This is a genomic window from Pedobacter sp. 05L430 (assembly GCF_056397585.1).
Window position 1 is genome coordinate 1 of the sequence record NZ_JBFTNT010000030.1, and the last position, 18,821, is coordinate 18,821.

Consider the following 18,821-nt stretch of genomic DNA (forward strand, 5'->3'; position numbering starts at 1 on the left):
CTATTAAATCGGGATTTAAAGTATGGAAACCCAAAGACAGCATTTTTAATATTGAAGTTGTCTCTTATTTTGAAACAAGTAATTTAAAGCAAACAGAAAATAATACTTTTGAGGTAATAAATGATGGATTTGTGGAGTTCATATTCAACGTACCATATCTGTTTATTAGTGAGGTATTGTAATTAGATAAAGAAGCTTTTATGATAATTTTAAGGAAAGCAAAAGAAGAGGATATTGCCACTATTCAGGATCTGGCAGATAGGACATGGCGAATTACGTATGCCGAATATCTTTCAACCGAACAGATTGATTATATGTTAGAGAAAATGTATAACCGGGGAGAATTGCTTTCGCAATTGGAGAAGGGGCATACATTTTTGATAGCTGAGGAAGATAATGAAGACCTGGGTTTTGCAGGGTTTTCGGTTATAGAGCCTGAAAGCCATGCTTATAAACTACATAAGTTATATGTTTTGCCCCAAACGCACGGAAGGGGTGTAGGTAAGCTATTGATAAACGAAGTTTTTAACCTGGTAAAAAGGGCGGGCGGTAAATCACTTCAGTTAAATGTTAATAAGAACAATAAGGCCAAAGACTTTTATGAAAGAGCAGGTTTTATAATAAAAGAAACCGTTGTCCTGGATATCGGAAACGGTTTCGTTATGGACGATTACGTCATGGAGAAACCCATCATATAGACCTAGTTATTTTCCAGTTTAGGAATTCTTGTTGGCGTATCAATACCTTTTATAATGCTTATTGCGCTTTTGGCAATACCTTTAATGGTCGACAATATATTGTCTGAATCAAGGGTACTGTATTCGTCTTTTACGGTGTGATAAAACTTATCGGTATCTATTTGATCTGTGCTTATCGTATGTGCCGGAACGCCAAGAGCAGCTAATGTAGCATTGTCGCTTCTATAGAATAGATTTTGTTGTGGGTAAGGATCAGGGTGAAAAGTAAATTCTGTTCCTTTCAAGTTTTTCTGTAAGATCTGGCCAAAATCTGATTTATCATAGCCTGTTATAAAGGCTGTGTTTTTACCAAATTTACTGTCTTTACCAATCATTTCTATATTAAACATGGCTACAACATCGTCCGGATTTAATTTTTCCGAGAAATGCCTGGCACCAAAACCTCCAATTTCTTCTGCTGTAAAGGCTACAAATATTAGGGTGCGCTCATTATTGTTTAACTTCTTGTAATACTTGGCTAAAGCAATCATTGCTGTTGTGCCTGATGCATCATCATCTGCACCGTTTGCAATGCTGTCTTGTCCATCAGCTTTAATTATACCAAGGTGATCATAATGTCCTGAAAAGATGACCAATTCTTTGGCTTTTGATTTTCCGGGAATCATCCCTGCAACATTGAATAAAGGCATTTTTGCAAAAGAGTTTTTCAAGTCTACTTTAAAATCGCTTGCTACAGTGTCCTTATCAAGGACAAAAACAAGAGCAGTTGACTTGGCATTTAAATCTTTTTCGTCCAATATGCTTCCTTTGTCAAAGTATCCTTTGATTCTGTTAAAGGCATCTGCAAATTTTGCATCAACCAATATCAACTGTTTCTTGCCGCTTCTGCTAATTGGTCTGAACTGATCCATAAAAGGCTTAGAGGGATCAAGTTTTATCCATCCATCGCTGTTGGTGTTGTCAAAAGTTAGGTTTTCTGAGGTATTCCCAAATACCAGGATGTTTGCCGGATCAATGTTTGCGCCATCAATTGTAACAGAGGTGGCCTCAGGTTTCAATTGATATTTGAAGAAGGATTGGCGATAACCATTTTCTCCTTCAAGCGGTTTTAGCCCAATACTTTTGAACTCAGATTCTATAAAAGTTGCAGCTTTGTCTATGCCTGGTGTAAATGTACCCCTGCCTTGCATGTCATCACTGCTAAGGGTTTTGATCAGTCTGTCGACATAATCTTTTGTAATTATTTTATTGATGTCCTGTGCATTTGCCTGTTGTGCAATTAGAAGCACAAAAAAGAAGTAAAGAGCTTTTCTCATATATGTTAGTTAGAATTCAATGCGTTTTTTCTTCTGTTTATCTCTGTTGAAACACGTGTGTCATGAACGCCATCGATAACAGTTATCTCATAGTCTTTGTCTTTATCAGATTCGTACATCTGGACAGTTTCTATATTTTCTACAGATCTGTCATATGGTCCTCTGCTGCTCATCAATTTAACAAAAACAGGTAAGCATTCAAAGAAAATAAATAACAAGCCAATAAACGTTATCGCGAGTGAAGTATTTACATCTTTTTTACCGTTGGGGCTGATACTTAACTGACCTAAGGCAGAGTTCCTGTCGGCAAAGCCTGCAATACTGGTTAAGCTATCCAGTTGTTTGCTGGTATATAGTTTCTCACTCATCAGGCCATCAAACTGCTTTCGGTTATCTACAAAATCTTCGAGTTTTCTAACTCCTGCCGATAGGGTGTCCAAGTCTTGTTCGCGCTGCTTCAATTCTGCTTCTTTTCTTTTGGCGTATGGGCCATAGCCCATAATTCCGGAAGTTTCGGTTGTTTTGTTTCCAAAAATTTCGAAGTTTAGCTTTTGTCTGTCTGTCTTTATCGCACTCTCCATAGAGTCGCGCTGAGCCTTGGTTTCTTTGAGTTTAGCGAGTTCAATTTTATACTTATTGCCAAAGGCAATGTTTAACGTATCGATTTTAGAACGCTGATTGTTTAGATAAGTGACCTTTAAACGTTCCTTGATCTCTTTGTCGAATATTTTTAATTCCAGTGGACGGGATATGACAATCCCGATCATGATGGCTAATAAAATACGTGGGGTGGCCTGTAATAGCTGTTTGCCAGTGGAAGCACTTTTATTAATGCTGGAGACTATATAGCGATCCATATTAAAAATAGCGAGCCCCCAGATTAAGCCAAAAAGAAAGGCAAAAGGGAGTGCTGTTGAATCTCCTTTAAAAACAAAATACATGGCATAACCACCAGAAAGTGCGGCAAACAATCCGGTAAAGAAAATGGTGGCTCCGATGCCCACATATTTATTGTGCTCCGTAGGATGCTTTTCCAGGGTAGCAATATGTACTCCTGAACAAAACCAAAAGAAACGAAATATTGAATTCATGATGTTAAAGCCAAAGTTAGCAAAGACTTACTATTAAACGCCCGACATACTTAGTTGTTACAGTTATTCACTTTTTTGTAATGTTTCCTGCCACAATTATGGATACTTGCGTAACTTTATCTAAGTTTGAAAAAATCGAAATAATATGATTAAGGAAATAACGGTTGAGGAGCTTAAAGCAAAGATTGATAATAACGAAGATTTTCAATTGATCGATGTTAGGGAGCCATTTGAGTATGAAACATCAAACCTTAACGGATTGAATATCCCTTTGGGAGGTATTTTAATTGAAGCAGATAAAGTTGCTACTGATAAACCAGTAATTATGCAATGCAGAAGTGGCAAAAGAAGTGCTGCGGCTGTAATGCAGTTAGAGCAACAACTTGGTCTAACCAATTTGTATAACCTTAAGGGAGGCATTCTGGCATGGCAAGAGGCGTTTGATCCTGATATGCCTGTTTACTAGGATATGGGTAAGAAAATCGCTTTAAACGTTTTTTATAACCTGGGAGTTATCCTGTCGGGTTATGGGATATTTTGGGCTTTTAAAAATGAGAAATATCTATTCGTAGCTCTTTTTGTAGTTACTGCTGGGTTTTTTCTATACCAAAAGCTTCAGCTCATAAAAGAGATGAGAAGTAACCTTAAGAAGTAATAAAAAGATCTTCAGGAATACCTTCCAGGCCGAGACCTGGGAGGTATTTTAATAAATATTTTCCAACCTCCATTTCCGGAGCTTTAAAAGGGTTGTTTTTGGTTAGCCAGGGGCCATCCAGATCCGCCCAGTCGCATAAAGGAGCAAGGGCAATTCCTGCCTGCGTGGCGCAGGATGTTTCGCTCATGCAGCCAATCAGAATTTTCATTCCAAAAGAACGCGCCTTCAGAATCATTTGATGAGCCTCATACATGCCGGCACTTTTCATCAGTTTTATGTTTATGCCATGATAAGCACCTTTTAGTGCATCCAGGTCGGGTAAGCGCTGTACGGCTTCGTCGGCTAGAATTGGGATAGGACTTCTACCCGTTAGCCAGGCATTCCCATCCATGTTGGTTTTATCCATTGGCTGTTCTATCAGCAAAGCCCCCTTGTCGTGCAGCCAATAAATCATATCTATCGCTTCGGCTTTGTCGTTCCAGCCCTGATTAGCATCGATATATAGAGGCAAGTCACTTACGCTTCTTATGGTATTGATAAGTTCTTTGTCGTTGTCTCTGCCTAGTTTTATTTTTAGCACTTTAAAATCTTTGGCATCTGCAACTTTTTCTCTTAAAACGTTTGGTGTATCTATGCCAATGGTATAAGAGGTTAGCGGCATTTTTAGCGGATCCGAACCGTAGACCTCATAACATGGTTTGTTTAAAATCTTACCATTTATGTCATTCAAGGCAATATCTATAGCTGCTTTTATCGCAGGGTGACCACTTTCAATGTCATCAAGATATTCCATTATTTCCCTGAAATCAAAAGGATAGGTGAACCTTTTCCAATCGACCTTGTTTAAAAAGGCAATTGCACTTTCTAAACTTTCGCCCATATAAGGAACCATTGATGCTTCGCCATATCCATCAATTCCTTCGTACGTAAGCTTTATCAGCATAACCGGAGTGCTTGTTCTTGAGAATTTAGCAATAGAAAATGGATGTTTTAATTCCAGTTGATATGGTTTGGCGTTTACCTGCATGAGCTAAAAAAGCTTTAAGTAATATCAAAGTTAAAAAAATAGGAGCTGCTGCTAATGTAAAAATAATATGCCTAATATTGCGCCTTGTATGAATAGCACAATATATCAACCGTTCAAAAACTTCGATTTTAAGTATAAAAACTGTTTTCTTAGTGGAGATACATTTTCTACGCCTATAACTGAGATTGGTATTTTGCCTGAGTGGCTTTTAAAAGTGGCCAACTTTAGCGGAGATGAGCAGATTAAGCTACTTGATGAGAGTGTTCGTTCATACAATAGTTTAAAAGTTCCGTGCAATACGGAAGTATTAACTCATTTTATTGAGCCCCTGGAAGAAAAGATCCATAATGCTTTTTTAAAGGGATACGAAGCCGTCTCTAAGCTTGAAGAGGTTGAACTGTTCAGGTGGATCGGTAAGTTCATGTATAGCCTTATTTATGTAGAAATGCATGCGGCCGTTCGCCAGCAACAATTAAGTGCGGATGGCGTAAATATGTCGCAGGGACTGATGCATAAATTTGGAAATCTGCATACCATGATTCAGGGAATTTATACTGATGTGGTGTTTGAAGATTTTACACCCTGGTCTATTGTTGTAGTTCCATTAGAACAGCATGATACCACCTTTAGTTTTAGGGATGAAATCAATACGATGACTTTTTCCTTGAAATTGAAGGACTTTGGTATTATTGCCTGCCTGCAGGATAATGGAACGAATAAAAAATACCATCAGGAATTGCTGGATCAGATTGGAAACGCAGCATTATCGCCGCAGCAATTTGAAGAGCTTTGTGCCAGGTTTTTTTATTCGGCTTATTTGTTTAACCGATTACCGGAATATGCAATATTGCCGGTTGAGGGGTCTATTTATATTGATGCGATGCCTCTAAGAGGAACGTTGAATAAAGCTCTTTTTGATCATTGGCAACATAAAACCTACGCACAGGTATTACAGGATTTCTGGAAGCCATGGGATCATACACTTTTCGAAATCATTAAAGACCCGACAAATCCCATCAGCTATTTTAATCCGCCTAGCTTACCGGCCACTACTTAACCTATTTTGGCAAGTATCTGACCTAAGAAGTGAGGGATTGCTCCCGGAACAATTAGCACAGTAACAATTAAACCTGCAAGTGCACCAAAAAAATGCGCATCATGGTTTATGTTGTCTCTGGATTGTCTGGACGCATAAACGCAGTATAAAAGGTACAAGGGGCCAAATATGATAGCCCATATTGGAATAGGCAGGGGAAATATGATCATAGAAGAAAACGGCTGAAATAGAATGTAGCTAAACAGTACAGCGCTTATTGCTCCTGATGCGCCCAAACTATTGTACCACATGTCGTTTTTATGCTTTATAACAGAGGGTATGTCACTTAAAATTAGACCCATAAAATAGACTACACCAAATTGCCATGAACCGATCATTGCCTCGAGTTGAAAAGCGAAGAAAAAGAAGGTCATCATATTAAAAATCAAGTGCATCCAATCGGCATGAATCAATCCGCTTGTTACAAGGGTGTAAACCTTATGCTTGCGCGACACACTATATGGGTGTAACATAAACTTACCGAATAACCCGGGGTCATTAAATGCGTATATACTTGTTATAATAGTAAAAACAAAAATTATTGAGGCTACTGGTGTATGCTGAAGGTATTCCATTTTTATTTAAGGATTAATTTAGTGTCGTTTACCAGACGGGCAATGGGGTATCGGGAGTGGGTTTTTTCGTAATAATCAGAATTTTTATAGACAAAGTCAAGCTGTGCCGCAGCATTTTTACTTAAACTGCTGTCTTTAGCCTTTTGAGCCTCAAGTTTTTTCTTTAGCTCAGGATTTTTCTTTAAAAGTTCTGCAGCAGTATCCTCAAAAACGTAAGCGCTAAAATGCTCTTTCATTCCTAGTATTGCATCAAAGAAATTCCAGTTGAAGAAGGAATCCATTGCTTGTGGTTCGAGTGTTTCAATGATATATCTGTTAACGGACTGGTTTGTATAAACCACATAGTCGCCATCGTAAAACTGCAAAGTCTGTTTTACAGGATTCACCTTTACGTTAGAATGCAGGTAGTGCCCTTCAAACGGACTGTTTACTGTTTTGTAGTCCGTGATGTAATACGATTCAATATCGATTTGAGTATCTTTCTGCAGCTGCTGTACTTTTACGTTGTTAAGCTTTAACAGGTCAATTATTTTATCCCAGGCCTTTGGGATAATGTATGCTACCGGTTTTGTAATGGTAACAGCTGGCTGATAAGTATTCCAGTACTTGATGGTTGTGGTATAAGGCTCATTTCTGTCGTAATACAGGCGATCTAGCCCGCTTACCTCGCTTGGTTTTTTCTTTGCCGTATACCCCATAAACTCCAGATCTTCTGCCAGATTTTCATTAAGCTTCCATTCTATAGGAAAGGTTGTTTGTTTTGCAATCTCTTCATCAGCTTTTCGCTTATTCTCTCCAATTACTTTTGCATCGCGAACTACTATGTCGATATAGATCTGCAAAAGGCGATATGTTGCATCAACCCTTTTATCATAATCTTTCAGCATATGGGTTTCAGGCATAAAGCCGATTGTATTGTGCAGTGTTGTGTATCCGGTAGAATACCTTGCCGATTCTAAAAAACCTGTGATTCCCGCATCTGGTGTCTCTTCAACAGAATTTACATATGGGATCATCTCATAACCAGCTTTTTTCATTCCTTCATATAGAGATGGTAACATGGTTTTAGTCATGTATCCAGATAAGATAGGATTTAACTTGTCTTTGTGGGTTGGAATAAGTGTCATTACATATTGGTAGTCTGCACCATTACTCGTGTGCGTATCTACGAATATTTCTGGTTGCCAGATATTAAAGATTTCCTGAAAGGAATGGGAGTTCTTAGAATCTGTTTTTATGAAATCTCTGTTCAGATCGTAATTTTTACTATTTCCCCTAAAGCCATAAGCCACAGGGCCATTCTGGTTTGCCCTGGATGTACCTGTTCGGTTAAAGCTACCATCTATATTGTAAACAGGAATGATGCAGATTACAACGTCTTTAGGCAATAAGTCCCCTTTTAATAAATCTCTGGCCAGCATCATGCTGGCATCTATACCTTCGGGCTCTCCGGGGTGTATGCCATTGTTTATTAGTAAAATACGCTTGTTGCTTTTTCTTATGGCAATAGGATCAAATATTTTGTCTTTTGATAAAACCAAAAGGTGCAGGGGTTTGCCAAAGTCAGTGTTCCCATAGGTAAATAACTTAGCCTGTTCGTATGTCTTATCTAACTGTTCATAGTGCTTAATGGCTTCATAATAAGTTGCTGTTTCTTTTTTGTCGCTTAATTCGTATGGCGTTAATTGTGCTGATGTATCCATTGCTATTAATAAAAGTAAGATGATGAGATAGGGCTTCATTAGCGTTGGGAAAATGCCGGGTTAATACAGTGTTTTTGTGGAAAGTCCCATTGGTCCAAATTGATACCTGATGCCGATAGAAAAATAAGTGTAGATGTCTGTATGGGAAGTTTCTTCTCTTCCATCTAAACCTCCATCAAGGCTAATGGTGCTTTGATAGTTTGCATTGATCCCATATCTATAATAACCGGCTTTATTAGGAAAGTAATAAGTGTATCCAATATTAAGAGGAATGATGATGTCTTTTGTTTTCGGGGTTTCGGCACCGCTTATGTTATTTAATATGCCTCCTAAACCAGCGCCCATATATAACCCTTTTATAGTGTTAGAAAAACCATTTCTTTTATAATCAATTAAAGCACCCAGGTAGAGTTTTGCATTAATTGTTAATGATTTGTAAGCGTTAACAAATTGTGGCGTCTCAAAGGCAGGATCTCTGCTTTCACCTTTAATCCGACCTATCTGTCCTTCTCCGCCGAGACTAATGAAAGGGGTAAAAAAGAATTCGCCAACACCGTAAATAGACTTTCCAAACTTATACTTTTCATAGTCTGTAAACGATTGGGTAAGCCCGCCGCCGCCGCCCAGGCTAAGTTTGTAAAAGTTAGATTGCGCTGTAGCGGTTAAACAAAGTAAAAGAGCCAGGATTGAGGTAAATATTGCTTTCAAAGTTTCTTCTTTAAGTTTCGAACCTATTTAGTAATCTTATATATAACTTTGTTTTTTCTATATGAATATGCTAAAATATCAAAATAATAACAAAACACTTCAAGGTAGGTTCACAAAGTACGTCCAAATTGATACACAATCAGACCCATTATCTGAAACCACGCCATCAACAGCCAAACAAAAGGATCTGGGAAAGGTTCTTGTTGAAGAACTTTTGGAAATGGGAATTACAGACGCACATCTTGACGATTTTGGCTATGTGTACGCGACCATACCTGCTACTACAGAAAAAGAGGTTCCTGTAATTTGTTTCTGTTCGCACATGGATACTTCTCCTGATTGCAGCGGTAAAAATGTGAAACCCATTATTCATTCCAATTATCAAGGACAGGACCTGGTACTTCCTGATGATGAATCAATCATTTTGAAAATGGAAGAACATCCAGATTTAAAAGACCAGATAGGGAATGATATTATTACCGCAAGCGGAACAACACTTCTTGGAGCAGATAACAAAGCCGGACTTGCCGAGATCATGGAGGCAGCATCCTTTTTAATATCGCATCCTGAAATTAAACACGGAAAAATCAGGATCCTGTTTACACCTGATGAAGAGATTGGCCGCGGGGTAGATAAAGCAGATTTGAAAAAGCTTGGTGCTGATTTTGCATATACGATTGATGGCGAAACTTTAGGCTCAATAGAAGATGAAACATTTTCTGCTGATGGAGCTGTATTAACCATAAACGGTGTGAGTACGCATCCAGGCTTTGCTAAAGGGAAAATGGAAAGCGCAATAAAGATCTTGTCTGATGTAATTAGTGCATTGCCTGCAGATTGTCTTTCTCCTGAGTCGACAGAGCTTAAAGAAGGGTTTATCCATCCTGTTACTTTTGGAGGAAGTGTAGAGCAGGCCGAAGCCCGCTTTATTCTTCGTGCTTTTAATGATGAAGAATTAAGTGCTAATGGCGAATTATTGGATGCTACAGTTCAGAATATTATTGAAGATTTTCCAAACTCTACCTATGAGTTAAAAATAACTCCTCAGTACCGTAATATGAAACAAGTATTGGATCAATACCCTCAGGTAATCGAATGCGGCATTGAAGCGATTAAAAGAGCAGGAATTATGCCTAAGCAGCAAAGTATCAGAGGCGGTACTGATGGTTCACGTCTTTCATTTATGGGTTTACCTTGTCCTAATATTTTTGCCGGAGAGCATGCTTTTCATGGTAAACAAGAGTGGGCATCGGTACAAGACATGGAAAAAGCAGTTCAAACCATTGTAAATATTGCCTCCATTTGGGAAGAAAAAGCTTAGGCTAATGGGGTAAACGGTGTCTTAATAATCCGTAAACAAATGTGCCCAATAGCGAACCAATTATTACTACTATCATAACCAGGTAGCCTTGTCCGAGCAGCACAAAAACTGGCCCCGGACAAGCGCCTGTAAGTGCCCATCCCAATCCAAAAATGGTGCCGCCAAATAAATATCGGCGCCATGATTTTTCCTTATCTGTAAATGAAATTGGGTTTCCTTCAACATCACGGGATTTCAATTTTTTCATTAGCCAAACCGCAATTACACCTGTAATTACGGCGGTGCCCATAATGCCAAACATATGGAATGATTGGAATCGGAACATTTCCTGAATGCGATACCAGGATATGGCTTCTGATTTACTCATAATAATGCCAAACAGTGTGCCGGCAAGAATATATTTAACTGATTTGATCATGAGTTAATGATTAAAATAGAAGTGGGAAAATTAAATGTGTCATTACCAGGCCACCAATAAAGAAGCCAATAACCGCAATAAGAGAAGGAATTTGCAGGTTAGACAAACCGCTAATGGCGTGGCCTGATGTACAACCGCCTGCATAACGTGTTCCAAAACCAATTAAAAAACCTCCTCCAAGAAAAATCAGCAGCCCTTTCCCTGTTGCCAGAAAATCCCAGTTAAATAATTGCGAAGGCACAATGTTTCCGTCGAACTGAATGTTAAGTTTTTGAAGGTCCTGAATAGTTGTCTCCGATAAATTTAAAGGAACATCTGATTGAAGCCAGTTCGCAGAAATGAAACCGCCAATTACGGAGCCAATCAGAAAAAGTAAGTTCCATCTTTGTGCTTTCCAGTCAAAATTAAAAAAACTTACCCATTTGCCTGCTCCCAGTATGCTGCACATGGTTCGCAGATTTGATGAAAAGCCAAAAGATTTTCCAAAAAAAATCAGAATTACCATTATAAAACTGATGGCCAGGCCTGATGTATACCATGGCCAGGGTTGTTTAATAAGTTCAAGCATAGTGTTTATTTGCTTAATGTTAACCGTGCTAAATATTGATCGTGATCGTCTTCAAAAACTATTTCGGCATCCCAGCCAGATTGCTGAGCAATGTCTTTAAGCGTTTTTTGGTCTACATAAACCCATTTAAACCAATTGCCTTTAATGCTTTTATATTCGTACCTGAAACTTACCTCTCCATAATACCCGTTAAGAGGAAAGGGTATTTCCTGATAGAGATAAGATAGGTCGGAACTATCAAATACCAATTGCCCGCCAGGATTTAAGAGACCCTTCACGTGCTTTAAAAAAGCCTTTAGCCCTGCAATTGATCCTGTAAGGCCAATGCCATTCATCATAAAGAGGAGCGTGTCGTAAGTATCTTCTTTATAGGTAAGGATGTTTCCTTCGATGGCCTGTTTTAACCCTCGTTGTTTCATAATGGTAACCGCAGGACCAGAAATGTCCATTCCGGTTACATTTAACCCGCGTTTTTGCAAAATGAGCGCATGACTACCCACGCCAGCACCAACATCAAGTACTTTTCCATTGCACAATGCTAAAGCCTTAAGCTCCAGTTCCGGCATTTCCTCTTCCCCTCTAAAGTAAACATCTACCGGCATTTCTTCCGGCTCATCATAAGAGTTATGTACCCATAAAGTTTCAGCGGGTGGTTTTGTAAATTGATCTTTTAAAGCTTCACCGAAAACATCCATAAAGGCAAAGATAAAAACCTTTGCCTGTTATAATTGAAACTCCTGATGATATTCGGGAATGTTTACATTTTTAAACCCATTGTTGATGATGCGCTGCGCAAATTTTTGTTGGACTTCATATTCTCCATGTACAAGAAATAGCTGCTTAACTTTTGAGGGGTCTTGCACCGATAAAAATTGCAATAGATCTTCGTAATCACCATGTGCACTCATGGATTTTATAGAGCGGACCTCGGCTTGTACGTCATATTCCTGCCCAAATAGCCAAACTCTTTTTTGCCCGGCAATTAACCTGCCGGCTAAGGAATTAGCCGTTGCATAACCGACCATTAAAATGGTGTTTTTCCGATCGGTGATGCTGTTTCTGATGTGATGTCTAACCCTACCGCCCTCTGCCATTCCGGATGAGGATATAATTACGCAAGGGCGATCATCACTATTCAGCGCTTTGGATTCTTCAACGCTCTCTATAAATTTTAAACCTCTGAAATCGAAGATATCATGGTCTACTTTGAAAACCTCTTTAACACCATTGTTGTATACTTCCGGGTGGTCTTTTAATACCTRAGTCGCTTCAAATGAAAGAGGGCTGTCTACATAATAGCGGACATCGGGCAATTGGTTTTTAAGCTCCAGTCCATTTAGTGCATAAAGTAGTTCCTGAGTACGACCTACACTAAAAGCCGGTATAATTACTTTCCCTTTTTTGATCTCGCATGTATTCTTAATAATCTGCAATAACATATTCTCTATGGGCTCCAGATCAACATGCAGGGAATCGCCATAGGTAGATTCCATGATGATATAATCGGCCTGAGGAAATGTTTGCGGACTTTTTAACAGTAAATCCCCATAACGGCCAACGTCTCCACTAAAAGTGATATGCGTTACCTTTCCATCTTCAGTTATTTTTAGATGGACCGCTGCACTGCCAACAATGTGTCCTGCATCGGTAAACCGTAGGGTTATGTTAGGGTCTATTTCAAAATCCTGATCGTAGGAAACCGTTTTAAACAAACTAAGCGTTTTGTTAACATCCTTGTCTGTGTACAGCGGCATTTCCTGATCTTCTACACGCTTAATTTTCCTGTTTGCATATTCTGCATCCTGCATTTGTATTTTGGCCGAATCCAATAGTAAGATCCTGGCCAGATCACGCGTTGCAGGAGTACAATATATAGGCCCATTAAAACCTTCAGAAACCAACTTAGGCAGCAATCCGCAATGGTCTATGTGCGCATGAGATAAGATCATGTAAGTAACCTTTGCAGGATCAAATCCGAAGGACTCATTTAAGCCCTCTGTGATGTCGCCCATGCCCTGAAAAAGGCCGCAGTCCAATAAAATTTGAGTCTCGTTATTTAAGGTAATAAGGTGTTTACTACCAGTTACAGCGCGTGCTGCACCATGAAAAGCAATCTTCATTCAGAATATATTACGCTCTTACTTTTGCAATGGTATCTTTCACTTTATCTGAAACATCTGCAAGCTTGTCTTTAGAAGAATCTAATAAATCGCAGAACCAATCGGTTACTTTGCCTTTCATTTCACCATCTTTATCTGATGATAGTATTACTGCTATTGCTGTGCCAAGAGCTACTCCTGCCAATATACCTGCAATTATTTTAGTTTCTTTCTTCATAATGATATTCGTTTATGAAAGTTAAACAAAAATAAGGCCGAATGGTTCTCTTGTTTTACATTTTTCTTAATGCAGTCCCTGCAATTGAATCAGTATCTTTAACAGATGTTAAAGTCCATATCCTATATAAATATTGCGTTAGCTATTGTATACTTTTTGTTCTATTTGCTAAACAGCACATCTTATGCGATGATTGGCATTTTCACGGTAATTGCTTTTAGTGGCCTGACCGTCAGAAATGCGGAGAAAGACATAAAACCTACAACAATATATTTTATTCTTGGATTGCCTGTGTTGGTGTTTGCTGGTTTTTTGGCAATATGGACCTACAATGTAATCGTGGCTTCATTTGAACATAATTATTTTGGGAATAGCTGGCTATATATTGCCATTAGTGCTTGTTTAATTGCAGGGATAATAATTCAAAGTATATTATTGCTTATCCACCGCCCTTAACTCTATTCTGAATGTCCTCGCTACCTGTTTTGCGGTCTTTTTTACTAATGTCTTGATTACCGAAACGGTAAGAAAGAGATAACATTATCCTACGACTATCAGGCCTTTTATTGGTATACATGTCTATGTTCTGATATTTTGTTTGCTCCCTGTATCTGTTAGATTGGAAAATGTCATTTACCATAAACTTAATGTTTCCCTTATCTTTCAATATGTTTTTTTGTACACCAGTTGATATTGCATAGCTTCCTTTGTAGGTTGATATACCATAAACTGAACCAGAGTAATAAAATCCACTTAATTCCATCGTGTAGCCCTTGCCGGCTTTAAATGAGTTTTGAGAGTTGAAACTAAAGCTCGTTGTATTGTTGTTAAACGTATTGTTCTGCACATTTCCTTTATACTCGTTACGAAAAATGTTTGCGAAATGTGTTCCATTCCACCATTCAATAAATGTGGTAGAAGCGGTGAAGCTAATGCCATAGTTAATGAGCCTGTTTAAGTTTTGAGGAGATTCAAAAGTGGTATTTAATGAATCTATCTGGCCGCTTAGCCAGGTAATCACATCGGTAGTTTGGTTGTAGTTTATCGCGGTAGTATATTTCCCCTTAAAGCTATGGCTCAATTGAAATGTATTGATCAGTTCTGGTTTTAAAAAGGGGTTTCCCTGATAAAAAAGCAGCGGATCTCTGAACACTCTGAACGGATTGAGGTCCCCATAATCTGGTCTTTCTATTCTTCTGCTATAAGCAGCCTGAATTTGATGATTACCGCCAATAGGCTTGTTTATAAATACACTTGGAAACAGTTGAAAGTAGCTGCGGATCAATAAAGAATCAGTAGTTATTTGATGGCCCTGTGTTCTCGTATATTCGCCTCTTAAACCTGCTTGTACACTAAAGCCTTTAAATTCTTTATTAATGTTGAAATATCCTGCATGTATCTGTTCTTTATACTTGAAATGATTGCTGCCATTACTGTCGTACTCCCAGTTGCCATTGTTTAGTACATCGTATCGGAGGTTATTGTCGGATTGTATGATGCTGCTTTTTAGTCCGCTTTCTAATTTTATTGTTTTGGTGAGGGGATCTGCGTAATCTATTTTAGCAAGATATACATCTGTTACGGCAGGGATATATCCTCGTCTGTTTGTGGTTATTCCGGCTTGTCCATCCGTTGATGGAAGTGTTGTTGTCTTTAAATTTAGATTAGAAGTAAAGCTATTACTCGCAAAATCAGCATCGGCTGAGAATGTCCTGCCTTCTTTTTTAAATTTATGAAGGTAGTTAACATTGTATGTTAAGTTTTTCCAGTTCTGCTGGTCGTAATTGGTTGTAGCCATACGACTAATTATTGTCCCATCACCAGAAATTAGCCTGTTTCCAGTCTTGCTATCATGTGTGTATTTCCCAACATTACCATTTATAAGCAACCCGATTGTATTGGAACTGTCAAGCTCGTAATCAAGCCCAAGCCTGAAGTTATTTGTATGTAGTGGCTCATCGGTTTCTGTATCCTGATAAGAAGCCCGGCTTGCGATACCTCCTGCATTGCCGTTATCATAAAAGCGTCTAACAAAATCCAGGTATTCTGTTTCGCCACGATAACCGTAATCATAGCTGCCATAAACATTTACCTTGTCGTTTCTGTAGTTTAAACTTAGTGCACTGCCATAGCGTGCATTCCTGCTAGCCCCTCCGTTTAAAGAGACTGACCCATTTAAACCGGTTTTCATATTTTTCTTCATCTGGATATTGATGATACCACCATTTCCGGCCGCGTCATATTTAGCAGATGGATTGCTCATGATTTCTATTTTTGAAATAGAAGAAGAATTAGTTCCTTTTAATAAGGTGCTTAACTCTTTTGGAGAGAGATAAGTTGATTTTCCATTGATCATCACTAACACACCAGAACGGCCTTTTAACGAAATCTGGCCATCTTCACCAACTTTAACACCGGGAGCCCTTTCAAGAAGTTCTAACGCCGTATTGCCTTCAGATAAGATGCTGTTTTCTACATTAATTACTGTTTTATCTATTGTCTGTTCTACTAACTTTTTCTGTGCCGAGATCACTACTGCATTTAGTAATTTGCTGTCCTCCTTTAATTTTAAAAGGCCAAGGTCCAGTATTCTGTTTTCTACGGATATAACAAATGATTGAGTAGTGAGCGGATGATAGCTTACCCCGGTAACCTTTACAAGGTATTTTCCATCAGGGACAGCCGAAAATGTGAATTTTCCAGTTGAGTCACTTAATGCTCCTTTTACCATTTTTCCATCTTCGTAGAGCAAGCCTACAGAAACATATTCTATAGGTATGCCCTGGGGATCAACTACCTTGCCCGATATATTGCCTTTGGTTTGTGCATAGCAAGGGAGTTGAAAAGCGATAAATGCCATTTGCAAAATAAAGGGTAATAGGAATCCTGTAGAAAGCTTTGGGCCTCCTGTACTATATGTTTTCATAGGTTTTCTTTAAGAAAGTATTGGAACGAGTTTATTTTTTTTTGCTGCTTTTTTTCTTTTACCCCACCAAACATAGAAACCAGTAACAGGTAAACTGGCACATATCAGGCTGGCAAAAAAATAAATGATCTTTGTTGTAAGGCCAGCAAATGCTCCTACGTGTAAGCCATAATTAGACCGGCGGATCCAGGATGCAAGGTCTTCGTCTCTTAATCTTTTACTTGAAGCAGGTAACTCCGCAAGTGTGTGCTGATCCAGATAAACATCGCGCCATGTTCCTCTGTACATATCCGTACACACATAAATCGGATCTGATGCTTTCTCTGGAAAATGCATCAGAATATCATTGCGTTCGTGTTCAGCAATTTCGTTTATGCCTTTATGCCATGCCTTATCAACCTGTGAAAGCATATTTGATTTGGAATTGCTTGTTGTGTCAGACAACGCCTGTATACGAGGCTTATCTTCTCCACCAGCCATCCAGTATACACTTTTGTTAAACCAGGTGAAGCTCATCATTAGTGCTGTAAATGCCATAATAATGGCTATAATGATGGAATAAAAACCGAGCACATTGTGTAAGTCGTAATTTACCCGTTTAAATTTTGCACGCCATTTTATTTTAAAACTCTGCTCGCGTGTTTTTTTAGTCCATTTTTTTGGCCACCATAATATAAGGCCACTTATAAGGAGAAAAAAGAAGATGAAAGTGGCCCATCCTACCACTTGATGGCCTATTTTTTCTGGCAGCCACATATAATAATGTCCATCTTCAAAAAAATGGAAGATGTCTTCATGATCAACCATGGCAACCACATTTGCAGTATAAGGGTTTACATAGACAATGGAATCTGATTCATGAATGGTAAGTTGTGCAGTCCTGTTTTCTCCGTAATACCATACTGATTCCACTTCCTTGCCTGGCAAAGTTTTTTGAACGGCTTTGTAAAGCACAGAAGGGGGTAAAAACTGATCAGCATCTATAGTTTTTCGGGCGTGTAGCCATGGTGAGCTAATGCTTTTTATTTCTTGTTTAAATACCAGGACGCAGCCAGTAATGCTTAGGATAAATACTATAATTCCGGATGCTAATCCAAGCCATAAATGAAACCAGGCATTGATCTTTTTGAAAACCATTTATCAAGTCAAAAGTTATATCTACTATTTCAGTTTTTCTATACGAAGGATGTAATCGATGCCACCTATAAATTCAACACCTTTTGTTAATTTCTCAGTAGCCGGATCATACTCCCAAATGTAGTCTCTGTCGGCAGCATTAACCGCAATAAAGGCTTTTCCATCTTCAACAATTACTCCATTTACCATTCGTTCACCTTTATCCACGGGCAGATCTAATTTTCTAACAAGGGTGCCATTTTTCACGTCAATAACACGGAAGTAATGATCTGCATCAATGGACTGTCCGGCTATCCGTGATCTTACAATAGCTTTTCCATTACCAATGTACCACATTGCCGGAGCCATTTCATTGTTAGCAGCAGCGGAAAAATTGAAGAAATAGCTAGGGTCAATTTCTGTTTGTCCGTTTTTAATCCGGTACATTGCTGCAGGTGATTTGTAATCATATACATTTACCGGATCACTAATGAAATACAAGTCATTGTTTTCATCAACAAAAGATGATGGAGCATAAACACTTGGTCCGCCAAGCCCCGTGGTACGCGTATCCGCTAATGATTTTTCCACAACCATAGTCGAATAATCTATAACAGCTACAAATGATTTTTGATAAACAGGCATGTTAGGATACTGAGACCAGTCATTAGACCCGAAACCATATCCCAGAAATAATTTGTTAGCCCTGTATTCAGCAAAGCCGATACTATAGGTCTGAAATCCAGAAGGGATGGCTTCAAGGCCAAGTGTGCCAGTTTTAATGGTCATTTTATCTACCTTAACTACCGCATAACGCGCTTCTCCATTACCTTCTCCGAAAATAACCAACGTGTTATTATCTGCCCAGGCATAAGAACTCCAGTTTAACCATGCAAAAGGAATTTCTTTGTCTATGATCAATGATCCATTTTCTACGTGATATTTTCCTAAACGCCCGCTATTGGCATTTGCATGATAGTAAAAGCCATCTTTCTGCACTACATCCTGCGCATATACTTTTCCTGTCATTTCCGCACCATTGCCCTTTAAGCTAATTGTACCGCTGGTTAATGAAGGAATGCTGGTGATGTAATAAGCAGTATTCGGCCAGCTGCCCACACATAGAATTGCAGCGTATTTCGTTCCTTCTTCTACGTTACCAATGTCTCTTTTTTCGCATCCGCTAACTGATATGAGCATTAATGCAACCAGTAGCAGTTTTGGTGTATAGTAAAATAATTTATTCATGCTTATTGTGTGAAATAT

20 protein-coding genes and 1 pseudogene are annotated in these 18,821 nt (G+C 38.7%); 7 read left to right on the forward strand and 14 right to left on the reverse strand.

The window, feature by feature from the left end; genetic code table 11:
* Both AC1DG9_RS07690 and AC1DG9_RS07695 read left to right on the forward strand, forming a co-directional pair.
* Positions 1–182 (forward strand): annotated as a pseudogene (locus AC1DG9_RS07690) (thiamine pyrophosphokinase); the annotation flags it as partial.
* Positions 183–200: 18 nt separating this feature from the next.
* Positions 201–698, forward strand: a complete 498-nt coding sequence (locus AC1DG9_RS07695) for a GNAT family N-acetyltransferase (protein WP_172659251.1) — start codon at positions 201–203, stop codon at positions 696–698.
* A gap of 2 nt (positions 699–700) precedes the next feature.
* On the opposite strand, the gene AC1DG9_RS07700 is transcribed toward AC1DG9_RS07695, so the two are convergent.
* Positions 701–2,014, reverse strand: a complete 1,314-nt coding sequence (locus AC1DG9_RS07700) for a M20/M25/M40 family metallo-hydrolase (protein WP_172659250.1) — start codon at positions 2,012–2,014, stop codon at positions 701–703.
* A gap of 5 nt (positions 2,015–2,019) precedes the next feature.
* A complete protein-coding gene (locus AC1DG9_RS07705) occupies positions 2,020–3,105 on the reverse strand; it encodes a DUF4407 domain-containing protein (protein ID WP_172659249.1) in 1,086 nt (361 codons plus the stop codon).
* Between the two features lie 148 nt (positions 3,106–3,253).
* Here AC1DG9_RS07705 and AC1DG9_RS07710 point away from each other — a divergent pair, with 148 nt between their 5' ends.
* Positions 3,254–3,571: a rhodanese-like domain-containing protein gene (locus AC1DG9_RS07710; RefSeq protein ID WP_048908338.1), complete on the forward strand. Its 318-nt coding sequence runs from the start codon at positions 3,254–3,256 to the stop codon at positions 3,569–3,571.
* Between the two features lie 3 nt (positions 3,572–3,574).
* Positions 3,575–3,760, forward strand: coding sequence for a DUF6358 family protein (locus tag AC1DG9_RS07715; RefSeq protein WP_048907957.1), 186 nt, complete (start codon positions 3,575–3,577; stop codon positions 3,758–3,760).
* On the opposite strand, the gene AC1DG9_RS07720 is transcribed toward AC1DG9_RS07715, so the two are convergent.
* A complete protein-coding gene (locus AC1DG9_RS07720; RefSeq protein ID WP_337717118.1) occupies positions 3,750–4,787 on the reverse strand; it encodes a dipeptide epimerase in 1,038 nt (345 codons plus the stop codon). The genes AC1DG9_RS07715 and AC1DG9_RS07720 overlap by 11 nt on opposite strands.
* Positions 4,788–4,875: 88 nt before the next feature.
* Here AC1DG9_RS07720 and AC1DG9_RS07725 point away from each other — a divergent pair, with 88 nt between their 5' ends.
* Positions 4,876–5,844: a hypothetical protein gene (locus AC1DG9_RS07725; RefSeq protein WP_337717120.1), complete on the forward strand. Its 969-nt coding sequence runs from the start codon at positions 4,876–4,878 to the stop codon at positions 5,842–5,844.
* On the opposite strand, the gene AC1DG9_RS07730 is transcribed toward AC1DG9_RS07725, so the two are convergent.
* Genes AC1DG9_RS07730 through AC1DG9_RS07740 form a run of 3 tightly spaced genes read right to left on the reverse strand, consistent with a single transcriptional unit; the run spans position 5,841 to position 8,869 of the window.
* Positions 5,841–6,458: a rhomboid family intramembrane serine protease gene (locus AC1DG9_RS07730; RefSeq protein ID WP_172659246.1), complete on the reverse strand. Its 618-nt coding sequence runs from the start codon at positions 6,456–6,458 to the stop codon at positions 5,841–5,843. The genes AC1DG9_RS07725 and AC1DG9_RS07730 overlap by 4 nt on opposite strands.
* Positions 6,459–6,460: 2 nt before the next feature.
* Entirely contained in the window at positions 6,461–8,161 is a 1,701-nt protein-coding gene (locus tag AC1DG9_RS07735; protein ID WP_337717122.1) for a M14 family metallopeptidase, read from the reverse strand.
* Positions 8,162–8,221: 60 nt separating this feature from the next.
* A complete protein-coding gene (locus AC1DG9_RS07740; RefSeq protein WP_172659244.1) occupies positions 8,222–8,869 on the reverse strand; it encodes a hypothetical protein in 648 nt (215 codons plus the stop codon).
* A 67-nt stretch (positions 8,870–8,936) separates the two neighbouring features.
* Between AC1DG9_RS07740 and pepT the strand changes: the two genes are divergently transcribed.
* On the forward strand, positions 8,937–10,190 hold the full coding sequence (gene pepT, locus AC1DG9_RS07745) for a peptidase T (RefSeq protein WP_288881517.1): 1,254 nt from the start codon (positions 8,937–8,939) through the stop codon (positions 10,188–10,190).
* 1 nt (position 10,191) lies between these two features.
* Here pepT and AC1DG9_RS07750 read toward each other — a convergent pair whose 3' ends face one another.
* Genes AC1DG9_RS07750 through AC1DG9_RS07770 form a run of 5 tightly spaced genes read right to left on the reverse strand, consistent with a single transcriptional unit; the run spans position 10,192 to position 13,513 of the window.
* On the reverse strand, positions 10,192–10,608 hold the full coding sequence (locus AC1DG9_RS07750; RefSeq protein ID WP_172659243.1) for a DUF6691 family protein: 417 nt from the start codon (positions 10,606–10,608) through the stop codon (positions 10,192–10,194).
* Between the two features lie 10 nt (positions 10,609–10,618).
* A complete protein-coding gene (locus tag AC1DG9_RS07755; RefSeq protein ID WP_288881478.1) occupies positions 10,619–11,176 on the reverse strand; it encodes a YeeE/YedE family protein in 558 nt (185 codons plus the stop codon).
* A gap of 5 nt (positions 11,177–11,181) precedes the next feature.
* Complete coding sequence (locus AC1DG9_RS07760) at positions 11,182–11,871, reverse strand: class I SAM-dependent methyltransferase (RefSeq protein WP_288881481.1); 690 nt, start codon at positions 11,869–11,871, stop codon at positions 11,182–11,184.
* A 27-nt stretch (positions 11,872–11,898) separates the two neighbouring features.
* On the reverse strand, positions 11,899–13,296 hold the full coding sequence (locus AC1DG9_RS07765; protein WP_477634477.1) for an MBL fold metallo-hydrolase RNA specificity domain-containing protein: 1,398 nt from the start codon (positions 13,294–13,296) through the stop codon (positions 11,899–11,901).
* A 10-nt stretch (positions 13,297–13,306) separates the two neighbouring features.
* The gene (locus tag AC1DG9_RS07770; protein ID WP_048907947.1) at positions 13,307–13,513 is read right to left on the reverse strand and encodes a YtxH domain-containing protein; all 207 of its coding nucleotides are present in this window, start codon (positions 13,511–13,513) and stop codon (positions 13,307–13,309) included.
* Between the two features lie 105 nt (positions 13,514–13,618).
* On the opposite strand from AC1DG9_RS07770, the gene AC1DG9_RS07775 reads away from it, so the two are divergent.
* On the forward strand, positions 13,619–13,969 hold the full coding sequence (locus AC1DG9_RS07775; RefSeq protein ID WP_337717125.1) for a hypothetical protein: 351 nt from the start codon (positions 13,619–13,621) through the stop codon (positions 13,967–13,969).
* Here AC1DG9_RS07775 and AC1DG9_RS07780 read toward each other — a convergent pair.
* Genes AC1DG9_RS07780 through AC1DG9_RS07790 form a run of 3 tightly spaced genes read right to left on the reverse strand, consistent with a single transcriptional unit; the run spans position 13,953 to position 18,803 of the window.
* Entirely contained in the window at positions 13,953–16,439 is a 2,487-nt protein-coding gene (locus AC1DG9_RS07780) for an outer membrane beta-barrel protein (protein ID WP_337717127.1), read from the reverse strand. The two genes, AC1DG9_RS07775 and AC1DG9_RS07780, sit on opposite strands and share 17 nt — an antisense overlap.
* A gap of 9 nt (positions 16,440–16,448) precedes the next feature.
* On the reverse strand, positions 16,449–17,576 hold the full coding sequence (locus AC1DG9_RS07785) for a PepSY-associated TM helix domain-containing protein (protein ID WP_337717129.1): 1,128 nt from the start codon (positions 17,574–17,576) through the stop codon (positions 16,449–16,451).
* A 24-nt stretch (positions 17,577–17,600) separates the two neighbouring features.
* Entirely contained in the window at positions 17,601–18,803 is a 1,203-nt protein-coding gene (locus AC1DG9_RS07790) for a DUF4374 domain-containing protein (RefSeq protein ID WP_337717131.1), read from the reverse strand.
* Positions 18,804–18,821 lie beyond the last annotated feature (18 nt).